This is a genomic window from Rheinheimera sp. MM224 (assembly GCF_947090785.1).
Classification (GTDB): domain Bacteria; phylum Pseudomonadota; class Gammaproteobacteria; order Enterobacterales; family Alteromonadaceae; genus Pararheinheimera.
This window is the reverse complement of the sequence record NZ_OX352320.1, coordinates 2,345,584-2,360,143: the sequence shown is the minus strand read 5'-3', so window position 1 is coordinate 2,360,143 and position 14,560 is coordinate 2,345,584. Positions and strand designations below refer to the sequence as shown.

At 46.1% G+C, this 14,560-nt stretch carries 12 protein-coding genes; 3 read left to right on the top strand and 9 right to left on the bottom strand.

The window, feature by feature from the left end; genetic code table 11:
• Window positions 1-11: 11 nt before the first annotated feature.
• The 9 genes from pyrF to gyrA all read right to left on the bottom strand — a co-directional run bounded on the left by pyrF (window position 12) and on the right by gyrA (window position 10,325).
• Complete coding sequence (gene pyrF / locus OM978_RS11120; protein ID WP_233007135.1) at window positions 12-719, bottom strand: orotidine-5'-phosphate decarboxylase; 708 nt, start codon at window positions 717-719, stop codon at window positions 12-14.
• Window positions 720-740: 21 nt separating this feature from the next.
• Window positions 741-1,871: an N-acetylglucosaminyl transferase gene (locus OM978_RS11115; protein ID WP_264342221.1), complete on the bottom strand. Its 1,131-nt coding sequence runs from the start codon at window positions 1,869-1,871 to the stop codon at window positions 741-743.
• A gap of 5 nt (window positions 1,872-1,876) precedes the next feature.
• A complete protein-coding gene (locus OM978_RS11110; RefSeq protein WP_264342220.1) occupies window positions 1,877-2,119 on the bottom strand; it encodes a lipopolysaccharide assembly protein LapA domain-containing protein in 243 nt (80 codons plus the stop codon).
• Window positions 2,120-2,154: 35 nt separating this feature from the next.
• Window positions 2,155-2,439: an integration host factor subunit beta gene (ihfB, locus tag OM978_RS11105; protein ID WP_008899011.1), complete on the bottom strand. Its 285-nt coding sequence runs from the start codon at window positions 2,437-2,439 to the stop codon at window positions 2,155-2,157.
• A gap of 69 nt (window positions 2,440-2,508) precedes the next feature.
• Complete coding sequence (rpsA, locus tag OM978_RS11100; RefSeq protein WP_008899010.1) at window positions 2,509-4,185, bottom strand: 30S ribosomal protein S1; 1,677 nt, start codon at window positions 4,183-4,185, stop codon at window positions 2,509-2,511.
• Window positions 4,186-4,286: 101 nt separating this feature from the next.
• A complete protein-coding gene (gene cmk, locus OM978_RS11095) occupies window positions 4,287-4,967 on the bottom strand; it encodes a (d)CMP kinase (protein WP_233007132.1) in 681 nt (226 codons plus the stop codon).
• A 115-nt stretch (window positions 4,968-5,082) separates the two neighbouring features.
• Window positions 5,083-6,369: a 3-phosphoshikimate 1-carboxyvinyltransferase gene (gene aroA / locus OM978_RS11090; RefSeq protein WP_264342215.1), complete on the bottom strand. Its 1,287-nt coding sequence runs from the start codon at window positions 6,367-6,369 to the stop codon at window positions 5,083-5,085.
• Window positions 6,369-7,448, bottom strand: coding sequence for a 3-phosphoserine/phosphohydroxythreonine transaminase (serC, locus tag OM978_RS11085; protein WP_264342213.1), 1,080 nt, complete (start codon window positions 7,446-7,448; stop codon window positions 6,369-6,371). Before serC ends, aroA begins: the two co-directional genes overlap by 1 nt.
• Window positions 7,449-7,700: 252 nt before the next feature.
• Window positions 7,701-10,325, bottom strand: a complete 2,625-nt coding sequence (gene gyrA / locus OM978_RS11080; RefSeq protein ID WP_264342211.1) for a DNA topoisomerase (ATP-hydrolyzing) subunit A — start codon at window positions 10,323-10,325, stop codon at window positions 7,701-7,703.
• 188 nt (window positions 10,326-10,513) lie between these two features.
• On the opposite strand from gyrA, the gene ubiG reads away from it, so the two are divergent.
• The 3 genes from ubiG to nrdA all read left to right on the top strand — a co-directional run bounded on the left by ubiG (window position 10,514) and on the right by nrdA (window position 14,554).
• Complete coding sequence (gene ubiG, locus OM978_RS11075) at window positions 10,514-11,224, top strand: bifunctional 2-polyprenyl-6-hydroxyphenol methylase/3-demethylubiquinol 3-O-methyltransferase UbiG (protein ID WP_264342209.1); 711 nt, start codon at window positions 10,514-10,516, stop codon at window positions 11,222-11,224.
• A complete protein-coding gene (locus OM978_RS11070) occupies window positions 11,221-11,898 on the top strand; it encodes an HAD-IA family hydrolase (protein WP_264342208.1) in 678 nt (225 codons plus the stop codon). Before ubiG ends, OM978_RS11070 begins: the two co-directional genes overlap by 4 nt.
• 370 nt (window positions 11,899-12,268) lie before the next feature.
• Entirely contained in the window at window positions 12,269-14,554 is a 2,286-nt protein-coding gene (nrdA, locus tag OM978_RS11065; RefSeq protein WP_264342207.1) for a class 1a ribonucleoside-diphosphate reductase subunit alpha, read from the top strand.
• Window positions 14,555-14,560 lie beyond the last annotated feature (6 nt).

Below are 14,560 nucleotides of genomic sequence, written 5' to 3'. Positions count from 1 at the left end.
CTCCTTTTTTCTTAATGCGCGGGGTAAATCTCCCGATAGATTTGTTGTAAAGCGGATAACGGATCGGCAGCTTTGGTAATTGGGCGCCCTATCACCATATAGTCTACACCAGCCTTTAATGCATCAGCTGGAGTCATCACCCTTTTTTGATCATCAGCAGTGGCAAAAGATGGTCGGATCCCCGGGGTTACTAAGCAGAATTCTTTACCAAATTGCTGTTTTAATTCAACAGCTTCTTGTGCAGAACAAACCACGCCATCCAGTCCGGACTTATCAACCAGCCCTGCCAGTCTCAGTACCTGCTGTTGTGGCGTTAAATTAATACCCAGCTCCACTAAATCACTTTGCTCCATACTGGTCAATACTGTGACAGCAATCAGCAGCGGTTTTTCTTTGCCGAAGCTTTCTAAGGCTTCACGGGCTGCAATCATCATACGACTGCCGCCAGATGCATGTACGTTCACCATCCATACGCCTAAATCTGCAGAGGCTTTCACGGCCTTAGCCACTGTATTTGGAATATCGTGAAATTTCAGGTCTAAAAACACGTCAAACTTGCGCTGATGCAGCTCTTTGACAAAGTCCGGGCCAAAGTGAGTAAACATCTCTTTGCCAACTTTTAATCGACATAAAGCCGGGTCAAGTTGGCTGACTAAATTCAGTGCTGCGGATTTTTGTTCAAAGTCTAATGCGACCACTATAGGACTGGTGTTATTCATCACGTTCTCTTCTTTGTCAGATCAGCGACCGTCTATGCCGGTCATTGGCTCTACTGTTTCCCACTGCTGGCAAGACGGACAGAGCCAATAAGGTTGTTTGGTTTTAAAACCACAATTGCGGCAATGATACAGTACTTTGGTATCCAGATAAGCCTGTAACATTTGTTCTATTTCAGCCAGATGTGGCTCAGACGGGTCTTGCAACCGTCTGATTTGAATAAATTTTAAGAATAAGCGGATATTCGGCTGCTGCTTCAATTTATCTGTCAGCAAATTTTCAGCTTGTTGCAGGTTCTCGCCCTGCGCATAAAATTGTGCCAGCTCTGCTATAGCGCTGATGTTTTTGTGTTTGCGGCTCAGTTCCATCAGAAGTGTCTGCCACTCTGCTGGTTCTGGCGTTGTTTGCTGCACTAAAGGCAATAACTCTGCAGCCCATTGTGGCCGTTGTTGCAGTATGGCCAGCAACAGCTCACGCGCTTCGGTAAATTCTTCTTCGGCAATCAGCTTTTTTGCCAGTTCGTATTTAGGCCGCAAGGATACCGGATAACGTTGGATCAACTGGCGATACGCATCGCTTGGCGCTGGTTCTTTGCGCCAGGCTTCACAGCTAAAATTCGCCACACCAATACGTAAGGAACGGGAATCTGTCTGTTCTACTACAGCACGGAAATCCATGGCTTTTTGCCATTCGTGAGTGGCAGTAAATAAGCTAAATAGCTGTTTTAAAACAGCTTCCCGAATACTTTCAGCCTGCACCAGAGCGCTTAATAAAGGCTCTGCTCTATCGTATAAACCCGCACTAAAGTAATCTTTGGCCAGCTCAAACTGTATTTTTTGGGCCTGCTGTTTCGGCAGTTTTAACTGATGTAATTTTTCATGGATACGAATGGCTTTATCCCAGTCACCACGGCGACGGAACAGGTTTGCTAATGCCAGGTAGGTATCAATAGTAGCGGCTTCGACATCAAGCAATTGCAGTAATTGCTCAATAGCTTTGTCTTCCTGATCAGTTAACAGGAAATTTAAGCCAGAGGATAAGTTTTTGGTGACAGAAGCCCGGCCCTTAAGCTCTTTTTGTTTTTCGCTGTTGCGGCCCATAAACCAGCCGTAAGCGGCGGCGACAGGAAGTAACAGAAATAACAGTTCCAGCATAGGGATCAGGTTTTATCTGAAGATTTAGCAAACCAACCTTTGGTTTTTGCCTTCAGAATAAAGGCCATAGACACACTCAGGCCAAGCAGAAAACCAGAGACTAAAAACAGAGCGGCGATATTCACCACTCTGAGTTCTGTTTTTGCAATAAGATAATTAAATTCAGCAACTTGCTGATTGAGGGAACCCAGAATAAGCCCGAAAATAATCAGGGCAATAATAAAAACAACATAAAAAAATCTGGTCAAAACTCCGTCAACCCCGTTTTTTAGCTGAAAAGAGATCAGGTGTTAGTTTTCACCCGGTCACGTAATTCTTTACCCGGTTTGAAATGAGGCACGTATTTGCCATCTAATTCCACTTTATCGCCGGTTTTTGGATTGCGACCTACACGAGGTGCGCGGTAATGCAGAGAAAAACTACCAAAACCACGAATTTCGATACGCTCGTTATTCGCCAGTGAGGTGGCCATTTGTTCCAGAATTTCTTTGACTGAAGATTCGATGTCTTTCACCTGGACATGAGAAAAATCAGTAGACAGTTTTTCGATCAATTCAGATTTGGTCATGGACCCTCCGCTGTATCAGTAGAATGAAGGACCGGAGCAAATGCTCCAGCCCTTCTATACAAGCATCAATTAGTCAGCTTTTTGAGCAGCTTTGAATGCTTCGGCCATAGCGTTACCACCAAAATCAGTATCATCCTGCTTTTTGATAGTGTCCATAGCTTCTTTTTCTTCAGCTTCGAATTTCGCTTTGATTGACAGGCTGATTACGCGGTTTTTGCGATCAACACCCATCAGGCGAGCTTCTACTTCTTCACCAACTTTTAATACTGTAGTAGCGTCTTCGATACGCTCACGAGCGATGTCAGATACGCGAACGTAACCTTCAACACCACCTTCCAGCATTACAGTAGCGCCTTTCGCGTCAACTGCAGTTACGTTGCCTTTAACGATAGCACCTTTTTTGTTATCAGCAAGGTAGCCGTTGAACGGGTCTTCGTCTAATTGCTTGATGCCTAAAGAGATACGCTCGCGCTCTGGGTCAACTTGTAACACAACTGCGTGTACTTCGTCGCCTTTCTTGAATTCACGTACAGCGTCTTCGCCAGTTGAATTCCAGCTGATGTCTGACAGGTGTACTAAACCGTCGATGCCACCGTCTAAACCGATGAAGATACCGAAGTCAGTGATTGACTTGATCTTACCAGATACGCGGTCACCCTTGTTGAAGCCCTTAGCGAACTCTTCCCATGGGTTGGCTTTACATTGTTTCAGACCTAAAGAAATACGACGACGTTCTTCGTCTATTTCCAGGACCATAACTTCCACTGAATCACCTAAGTTAACAACTTTAGATGGGTGGATGTTTTTGTTAGTCCAGTCCATTTCTGAAACGTGTACTAAACCTTCAACGCCTTCTTCGATTTCTACGAAGCAGCCGTAATCAGTCAGGTTAGTTACGCGACCAGTGATGCGAGCACCTTCTGGGTAACGTGAAGCGATAGCGGCCCATGGATCTTCACCCATTTGCTTCAGACCTAAAGAAACACGTTGTTTCTCACGGTCAAACTTCAGAACCTTAACTGGGATTTCGTCGCCAACATTGACGATTTCGCTTGGGTGTTTAACACGTTTCCAAGCCATGTCAGTGATGTGCAGTAAACCGTCAACGCCACCTAAATCTACGAATGCACCGTAGTCAGTCAGGTTCTTAACGATACCTTTAACTTCCATGCCTTCTTCTAAGTTTTGTAACAGTGTATCGCGCTCAGCACTGCTTTCAGATTCGATCACAGCACGACGTGATACAACCACGTTGTTACGCTTCTGATCCAATTTGATTACTTTGAACTCAAGTTCTTTGTGTTCTAAGTGTAATGTGTCACGTACCGGACGCACGTCAACTAATGAACCAGGCAGGAATGCACGGATACCATCGACTTCGACAGTGAAACCGCCTTTAACTTTGCCAGTGATGATACCGATAACAGTAACTTTATCTTCACAAGCTTTTTCCAGGCGAACCCAGGATTCATGGCGTTTAGCTTTTTCACGAGATAATAAGGTTTCACCGAAACCGTCTTCTACCGCGTCCAGAGCTACGTCGATGATGTCACCAACGCTCACTTCAATCTCGCCAGCCAGGTTTTTGAATTGTTCAACCGGGATTGCTGCTTCAGATTTCAGACCGGCGTCAACCAGTACTACGTCTTTATGGATAGCAACGATGGTTCCTTTAACGATAGAACCAGGGCGAGTTTCGATAGTCTTGAGGCTTTCCTCAAACAGTAGTGCAAAATTTTCAGTCATATTCACTTTTTCAGTTTAAGTGCTCCACGCACAGTCCTGTGTCATGGGGTTGCTAAGTTAACTTGTCATCTTCCTTGCGACAAGCTGTCCAACGTGAAGGTCTAGGCCTGGTTCAACTTTTTACAGACGTTGAGAACCTCGTCCAACACTTGTTCAATGGATTTATTGGTCGAATCCAGCATGTATGCGTCGCTTGCAGGCTTTAAAGGCGCTACGGCGCGATTCATATCCCGTTCGTCACGGGCCTGTATTTCGCTCAAAAGGTCGCCGATGTTAACATCATGGCCCTTTTCTTTCAACTCTAAATAACGCCGTCTGGCGCGCTCTGACGCGTCGGCTGTTAAAAAGATTTTAACTTCTGCCTGTGGGAACACCACAGTGCCCATATCACGGCCATCTGCGACTAAGCCCGGAGCTTCTTTAAAAGCACGTTGACGGCGTAATAAGGCTTCACGTACCCGTGGTAACGAGGCAATTTTAGAGGCCACTGAACCTACTTCTTCAGTACGGATGGTATGAGTGACATTTTCGCCTTCCAGCGTGATACGGGTATTGCCTTGTTCGTCACAGGTAAACTGTACATCAAGGTGAGCAGCCAAAGGCTGTAATGCTTCTTCGTCAGAAGGGTCAATCTGATGATGGATAGCAGCTAAAGCTAATACACGATAAATCGCTCCGCTATCCAGCAGATGCCAGCCCAGTTTTTGGGAAACTAAACGGCAAATAGTGCCTTTCCCTGAGCCACCTGGTCCATCAATGGTAATTACCGGCGCTTGTTGCATTCTGCCTCCAAAACAGTCGAACACACAAAAAGATGCGGCATTATACAGAAATAAATGACAAAAAGCGCGGATTAATCAAAGGGATCGCGTAACCATTCAGGTTACGCGTAATTTCTCAAGCTAAGGTACTGAGTGTGCTAAACACTTCAAAGTATTGAGGAAATGTTTTACGGGTACAATCCGGGTCTTCAATAGTTACAGCCGTATTACTTAATGCAACCAAAGAGAAGCACATGGCCATCCGGTGATCGTTGTAGGTTGCGATGCTGGCATGTTTCAGTGTCGTTGGTGGCGTGATTAAAATGTAATCTTCACCTTCTTCAACTTCAGCACCCACTTTACGCAGTTCTGTCGCCATAGCCGCCAAACGGTCAGTTTCCTTGACGCGCCAGTTGTACACATTGCGGATAGCTGTTGGACCTTCAGCGAATAAAGCTGTGGTGGCAATGGTCATGGCTGCATCAGGAATAGCGTTATAATCACGGTCTATGCCCTTCAGTTGGTTACGGGTAACCGAAATGTAGTCATAACCCCAGTCTACTGTCGCACCCATGGCTTCTAAAGCGTCGGCAAAGTGAATATCACCCTGCACTGCATTTTTTCCAATGCCAGTTACTTTAATGGTACCGCCTTTAATAGCAGCAGCTGCGAGGAAATACGAGGCAGAAGATGCATCCCCTTCAACCAGAAAATCGCCAGGTGACTGATACTGCTGATTGCCTTTGACGACAAAGCTTTGATAGTTCTTGTTCTCGACAGCAACGCCAAAACGCGCCATCAAGGCCAAAGTAATATCAATATAAGGTTTAGACACCAACTCGCCGCTGATGACAATTTCGCTGTCACCGGATAATAAAGGTGCAGCCATCAGTACTGCAGTTAAAAACTGACTGGAGACAGAACCATCAATACTGATTTTACCGCCAGCCAGCGCTTTACCGCGAATACGCAGCGGCGGGTAGTCTTTGTGCTGCAGATACTCAATATCTGCATTCCACTGCAGCAAGGCGTCCACCAGATGGCCAATAGGACGTTCGTACATCCGCGACTCACCTGTTAAGGTTACATCAACATTGGATACTGCCAGAGCGGCAGTTAAGGGGCGCATCGCTGTGCCGGCGTTGCCTAAAAACAGTTCTAACGGCTCTTTACGCTGAAATACACCCGCTACACCCGTGATTTCGCACACTGTTTTATCAGCAGATAACGAAAACTGTACGCCAAGTGCTGTTAAGGCATTAAGCATATGGCTGACGTCGTCGCTATCGAGCAAATTGGTGATACGGGTTGTGCCTTTGGCTAAAGCGGCCAGTAATAAAGCGCGATTGGAGATACTTTTTGAACCGGGTAAATGCACCACGCCTTCCACTTTAGCGATAGGCTCTAAGGTTAAAGTTTTCATCAGCCGTGCACCCGCTCAAATTCTTTCATAAAGGTCACTAAAGTTTGTACGCCTTCTAATGGCATAGCATTGTAGATACTGGCGCGCATACCGCCCACCATACGATGGCCTTTTAATGCCAACAAACCATTGGCTTCGGCTTCGTTGACAAACAAGTCGTTCAGCGTTTCGTCACCCAATAAAAACGGTACGTTCATCGATGAACGGAACTGTGGCGCTACGTCATTGCGATAAAAATCGCTTTGGTCGATATAGCCATACAAGGTTTCTGCTTTGAGCGTGTTACGCAGTTGCATCGCTTCTACACCACCCTGACGCTTCAGCCACTGGAAGACTAAACCAGCCAGATACCAGGCATAAGTTGGAGGTGTATTAAACATACTGTCGTTGTCAGCGGCCAAACGATAATCCAAAACGCTAGGAATACTGCTGCCTTTGACTGGTAACAAGTCTTCACGCACTATGGCAAGCGTTAAACCTGAAGGCCCGATATTCTTCTGGGCACCAGCGTAAATCACGCCATACCGGCTGACATCAATATGACGCGATAAGATGGTGGATGACAGATCGGCCACTAATGGCGCTTTGGTGTTGGGTAAGTCGATAAACTCCATCCCATCCACAGTTTCATTAGGGCAAAAATGCACGAAGCTGGCGTTGTCATTGAGCTGCCATTCGGATGCTGGTACTAAAGTGCGAAGACCATCTTGCTTAAACTGAATAGCCTGCGCTTTTAAGGCAGTGAATTTTTCTGCTTCTTCAACCGCAGCCTTAGACCAGGCGCCTGAGACAATATAATCTGCACTGACACCGGTTTTAGCTAAATTCAGTGGCACAGCTGAAAACTGACCGCGGCCACCACCGTGCATAAACAGCACTTTGTAGTTCGCCGGAATGCCCAGTAAATCGCGCAGGTCCTGCTCTGCCTGAGCGGCAACCTGCATAAAATCTTTGCCTCTGTGACTCATCTCCATAATGGAGCAGCCGCGACCATGCCAGTTGATCAACTCTTCCTGTGCCTGTTGCATCACTTCCACCGGCAACATAGCCGGGCCAGCACAAAAGTTATAGGTGGTCATCTCTTGCTCCTGTTACAACGCTTTATCGAATGAAATACAAATTAGAAAACGGCTTTGGGTCATCTTGGGATGATCTTTATTGTTGTGGCCTTGGGTTTATCACTAAAAGTGCTATCAACGAATAATCCTGACGTCTGGACGGCTCTTTCTAAACAGCCGCTACTTTAGCGCACTTTACAAAAGACAGAAATAAAAAAGGGGCCAGATCACATTATTTTTTGAATAATGTGATCTGGCCCCTTATTCACAGTCTTACTCTTCTTCGCCGTCCGCTACAGTATCCTCTGTTGGATTTTGTGCGGCTAATGCTGCAGCTTCCGCTTCTGCGGCTGCTACTTCGTCCTGATCCTGAATTTCGTCGATGCGTTGTACACCTACTACTTTTTCACCTTCGATGGTGCGGATCAGAATAACACCAGCAGTGTTACGGCCTACTTGTGAAACTTCGCTGACGCGGGTCCGTACCAGTGTGCCTTTGTCAGAAATCAGCATGATTTCATCCAGTGCGTTCACTTGTACTGCACCTACCACCAGACCATTACGTTCAGAGACTTTAATAGAGACTACGCCTTGAGTAGCACGGCTCTTCTCTGGGTATTCCTGCAGCGCGGTACGTTTACCGTAGCCGTTTTCAGTCACAGTCAGAATAGCGCCTTCGCTCTTCGGAACAATCAATGACACTACAGAGCCGTTTTCGCGTAAACGGATACCACGAACGCCTGTAGCTCCACGGCCCATTGGACGAACCTGATCTTCTTTAAAGCGCACTACTTTACCGTCGTCCGAGAACAACATGATCTGGCTGTTGCCGTCTGTGATATCCACACCAATCAGCTGATCGCCTTCGTTCAGGTTCACGGCAATAATACCGTTGCTACGTGGACGAGAGTATTCAGTCAGTGAGGTTTTCTTCACTGTACCGTTGGCTGTCGCCATAAACACATACTTGCCTTCTTCGTATTCACGAACCGGCAGAATAGCGGTGATACGCTCGTTTTCTTCCAGTGGCAGTAAGTTCACTATTGGCTTACCACGCGCCTGACGGGAGGCCAGCGGTAATTGATACACCTTCATCCAGTACAGACGACCACGGTTAGAGAAACACAAAATAGTATCGTGGGTGCTTGCGATCAGCAGTTGATCGACAAAGTCTTCATCTTTTACTGTAGTTGCCGCTTTACCACGACCACCACGACGCTGAGCTTCATAGTCAGACAGAGCCTGATACTTGGCGTAACCTAAATGCGACAGAGTCACGACCACGTCTTCTTCAGTGATCAAGTCTTCCATGTTGATATCCATCGCGTTGTCCTGAATTTCAGTACGACGGGCATCACCATATTGAGCTTTTGCAGCTTCTAACTCTTCACAGATCACTTCCATTAAACGCTCCGGGCTTCCCAGAATGTGTAACAACTCAGCAATCAGTACTAATAACTCTTTGTATTCGTCCAGAATCTTTTCATGTTCCAGACCAGTCAGTTTGTGTAAACGTAAATCCAGGATTGCCTGAGCTTGTTGTTCAGTCAGGAAATACTCACCATTACGAATACCAAAGTGCTCTTCCAGCCATTCAGGACGGGCGGCGTTTTCACCGGCACGCTCTAACATGGCGCTGACGTCACCTAACTGCCAGCCACGAGCGACTAAACCTTGTTTTGCATCGGCCGGGCTTGATGAGTTTTTGATTAAATCAATGATTTCATCAATGTTGGCAAGAGCAATAGCCAAGCCTTCTAAGATATGAGCGCGGTCACGAGCTTTACGTAAGTCATAGACTGTTCTGCGTGTCACCACTTCGCGGCGGTGTAACACAAAACATTGCAGCATGTGCTTTAAACCCATCAACTTCGGCTGGCCCTGATCCAGGGCAACCATGTTGATACCAAACACAGTTTGCATCTGAGTCTGGGTATACAAGTGGTTGATCAATACGTCTGATGATTCGCCACGTTTCACTTCGATGACAATACGCATACCGTCTTTATCAGACTCGTCGCGTAATGCTGAAATTCCTTCGATGCGTTTTTCTTTGACCAGCTCGGCGATTTTTTCAATCAGACGGGCTTTGTTCACCTGATAAGGAATTTCATCGACAACAATAGTCTCTCGACCTGTCTTTTCGTCGGTTTCGATATGAGTTCTGGCGCGGATATATACCTTACCACGACCTGTGCGGTAGGCTTCTTCGATGCCACGACGGCCATTGATAATAGCGGCGGTCGGGAAATCTGGTCCTGGCATCAGTTCCATCAGTTCAGGAATGCTGATATCCGGATTAGCAATTAATGCCAGACAGGCATCAATCACTTCATTTAAATTGTGTGGTGGAATATTAGTCGCCATACCTACAGCAATACCTGACGAGCCGTTGACCAGCAGGTTTGGAATTTTTGTAGGTAATACAGCCGGGATCATTTCAGTGCCGTCGTAGTTAGGCACAAAGTCGACTGTTTCTTTGTCCAGATCGGCTAATAATTCGCCTGCGATACGCGACATACGCACTTCGGTATAACGCATCGCTGCTGCAGAGTCACCGTCCACGGAACCGAAGTTACCCTGACCGTCAACCAGCATATAACGTAATGAGAAAGGCTGAGCCATACGAACTATAGTGTCGTATACTGCGCTGTCACCGTGTGGATGGTATTTACCTATGACGTCACCGACGACACGGGCAGATTTTTTGTAGGCTTTATTCCAGTCGTTACCTAACTCTTTCATCGCAAACAAAACGCGACGGTGAACTGGCTTTAAACCGTCCCTTACGTCCGGTAAGGCACGCCCCACAATAACGCTCATTGCATAATCGAGATAAGAATTCTTTAATTCTTCTTCGATATTAATGGGAACAATTTCTTTGGCCAAATTTGTCATAAAAAGCTTTTTTCCCTTAAATCAACAAGATACCCGCGTTTTTTACTGTAATGGGTCGCGGGACAAAGGCGGATTCTACCACAGAAAAAATACCTTGCCAGTTCTGTTGTGCTTTGTACAGAGTCGACTGATGATTGCTCAAACAGATCAAGGCCTTATAATAGGCAAAATTTTAAATGGATACGCTTATGAACCCTTCTTCCAATGTCGATCCGGCCGAAATTGCCAAGTTTAATGAAATCGCGTCCCGCTGGTGGGATCCGTCCGGTGAATTTAAGCCGTTACACCAACTGAATCCTTGCCGTCTGGCTTTTATCAGTGATCAGGTGCAAGGCTTATTCGGTAAAAAAACTGTAGATGTAGGTTGTGGCGGCGGCATTCTGGCTGAGGCGATGGCAAAAGCCGGGGCTGAAGTCACAGGCATTGATATGGCTGACGAAGCGTTAACAGTGGCCAAATTACATGCGCTGGAGTCTGCGGTAACAGTTCAGTATCAACAAAGTACTGCGGAAGATTTTGCTGCTGCCAATCAAGGCACCTTTGATTTGGTGACGTGCATGGAAATGCTGGAACATGTACCAGAGCCAGCTTCTGTAGTGAAAGCTTGTGCTGATTTGGCGAAACCCGGTGCCACGCTGGTGTTCTCGACTTTAAACAAAACCTGGAAAGCCTATCTGATGGCTATTGTCGGTGCTGAACAGGTACTCAAACTGGTACCCAAAGGGACTCATGAGTTTGAGAAGTTTATCCGCCCTTCTGATCTAATGCGTTTTATTGATGATGCGGGTTTACAGGTGGAGGATGCCACTGGCCTGCATTACAACCCTATTAATCAATCCTTCCGCACTGGCCCTGGGCTGGATGTAAATTATTTTGTGGTAGCGAAAAAGCCGTTATGACCCAACAGCTCATTACACTTAAAAAACCAGCCGCCATTTTATTTGATTTGGATGGCACGCTGGTGGATACCGCACAGGATTTAGGCGCAGCTCTGAATTTTGTGCTGCGACAGCATGGTATGCCTGAAAAAAGCTACGAAGAATATCGTCCTATGGCGTCGCATGGCGCCAAAGGTCTACTACAACTTGGTTTTGGTGAAGCGATAAAAGATATTGATTTTGGCAAAGCACGCCAAAGCCTGCTGGATTATTACCATCAGCATAGCAGTGTGCACAGCTGCTTGTTTCCGGGCGCTGAAGAGTTATTTGCAGCACTAGAGGCTCGAAATATCCCCTGGGCCATCGTGACCAATAAACCTTATAAGCTTGCCGCCAAAGTTCAACGTCAGTTACCTGCCTTACTAAAAAGCCGGTTGTTATTGGGCGGCGACAGTCTGGCACAGCGTAAACCCGATCCAACTCCGTTATGGATGACTGCTCACTATATGCAGGTACCTGCAAGCTCATGCTGGTATATAGGAGATGCAGAACGGGATATAGAGGCAGGACGTCGTGCTGGTATGCAAACTGTGATGGCTGATTTTGGTTATGTAGGGCCAGATGATAAAACTGAACTCTGGGGCGCAGATTTGCACATTTCCCACTTCACAGACCTGATAAAACACCTCGACTGAGTTCAGTTTTTTCATATTTTGTTCAATTAAAAATCACCTCGCTGTAGGTGATTTTTTTTAGTGACTTAAAATTTAGCCGAACAGACAAAATAGATTTTTTACTGAAAAACTATTGCTTCCCCGCAGAGGTTTTTAAAAGCCTATTTCGCACGTTAGCGGGCACTAACATGCTGCTTTTTTCGCCCGCCAGCAGGGGTTGCAATTGATATTGATCCACTCTATCTTGTGATCCGTTCTCCTTTCACCCCTAGATGTTGTGTCGCTCTATTGAGTTTGACCTAATGAAGCCAAAAGCGGGTGAATTCGCTGCGCAGAAGAAATTCTGTGCACACAATAATAACAATTGAGATGGAATTTTCGGCGGAAAAATATGACTCAAACATTATACGTAACCAAAAGAGATGGTCTGCGCGAACCATTAGACTTAGACAAGATTCACCGTGTGATAGATTGGGCTGCTGAGAGGTTACAAAACGTATCAGTGTCTCAGGTTGAGTTACGTTCTCACATTCAGTTTTACGACGGTATCAAAACCGCCGATATTCACGAAACCATCATCAAAGCCGCTGCCGATTTAATCTCAAAAGAGACGCCGGATTATCAATATATGGCTGCTCGTCTGGCCGTATTCCATTTACGTAAAAAGGCCTATGGCCAGTTCGAGCCACCAAAGCTGTATGACCATGTCGTTAAAATGGTGGAAGAAAAGCGTTACGACGCCCATATTCTGGCTGACTACAGTAAAGAAGAATTAGATCAGTTGGATAGTTTCATCGTCCACGGCCGCGATTTAGATTTCAGCTACGCTGCGGTAAAACAACTCGAAGGCAAATACCTGGTACAAAACCGGGTCACAGGCCAGATTTACGAAAGTGCCCAGTTCCTTTATATGCTGGTTGCCGCTTGTTTATTTGCTAATTATCCAAAAGACACCCGTTTAAGTTACGTGCGCCGTTTCTATGACGCTGTGTCTATGTTTAAGATTTCATTACCTACACCTATTATGTCTGGTGTACGTACCCCAACCCGTCAGTTCAGCTCTTGTGTGTTGATTGAATGTGGTGACAGCTTAGATTCCATCAACGCCACCAGCAGCGCTATCGTTAAGTACGTCAGCCAGCGTGCCGGTATTGGTATCAATGCGGGTCGTATTCGTGCATTAGGCAGCCCAATCCGTAACGGTGAAGCCTTTCATACAGGTTGTATCCCATTCTACAAACATTTCCAGACAGCAGTAAAAAGCTGCTCTCAAGGTGGTGTTCGTGGTGGCGCAGCAACGCTGTTTTACCCTTTGTGGCATTTGGAAGTGGAATCCTTGCTGGTTCTGAAAAACAACCGTGGTGTGGAAGAAAACCGCGTACGTCACTTAGATTACGGTGTGCAGTTTAACCGCCTGATGTACACACGCTTGATTAAAGATGAAATGATCACCCTGTTCAGTCCTTCAGACGTACCAGGCTTGTATGATGCGTTTTTTGAAGATCAGGAAAAGTTTGAAGAGCTGTATGTTCAATACGAAGCGGATGCGTCTATCCGTAAAAAACGTATTAAAGCTGTTGAGCTCTTCACGCTATTTATGCAGGAACGTGCCAGCACGGGTCGTATCTATTTACAGAACGTCGATCACTGCAATACGCACAGCCCATTTAATCCAAAGTTTGCCTCTGTACGTCAGAGCAACCTGTGTTTAGAAATTGCGCTGCCAACCAAGCCACTGAATGACATTAATGATCCAAATGGTGAAATCGCCCTTTGTACTCTGTCCGCCTTTAACTTAGGTGCTATCGAACATTTAGATGAACTGGAAGAATTAGCTGAACTGGCTGTACGGGCTTTAGATAGTTTACTGGATTACCAGGACTACCCTATCCTTGCCGCTTACCACGCCAGCATGAACCGCCGTACTTTAGGTATAGGCGTGATTAACTATGCGTATTATCTGGCGAAAAATGGCGTCAAGTACTCTGATGGTTCAGCCAATGGCTTAACGCACCGTACTTTTGAAGCTATCCAGTATTACCTGATGAAAGCATCGAACAAGCTGGCTCAGGAATTTGGCCCATGCGCTAAATTTAACGAGACCACTTATTCAGAAGGCATTATGCCTATTGATACCTATAAAAAGGATCTGGATAAAGTCTGTGCTGAACCATTGCACTACGACTGGGATCAGCTGCGTAAAGATGTGGTTGAGCACGGTTTACGTAACTCGACCTTATCTGCACTGATGCCATCTGAAACTTCTTCGCAAATTTCAAATGCGACCAATGGTATTGAACCACCTCGCGGTCATATCAGTATAAAGGCAAGTAAAGACGGTATTTTGAAACAGGTTGTGCCTGAGTATGAACGCCTGAAAAACCAATATGAGTTGTTATGGGATATGCCAAACAACGACGGTTACATCAGTCTGGTGGCTATTATGCAGAAGTTTGTTGATCAGACGATTTCTGCGAATACCAACTACGATCCGGGCAAGTTCGAAGGCGGCAAAGTACCGATGAAGATCTTGTTAAAAGATTTACTAACGGCTTATAAGCTGGGTGTCAAAACCATGTACTACCACAACACCCGCGATGGCGCTTCCGACGTACAGGAAGACATCAAAGCGACGCCGGAAGACGATGGTTGTGCCGGTGGCGCCTGTAAAATTTAAGTCTGG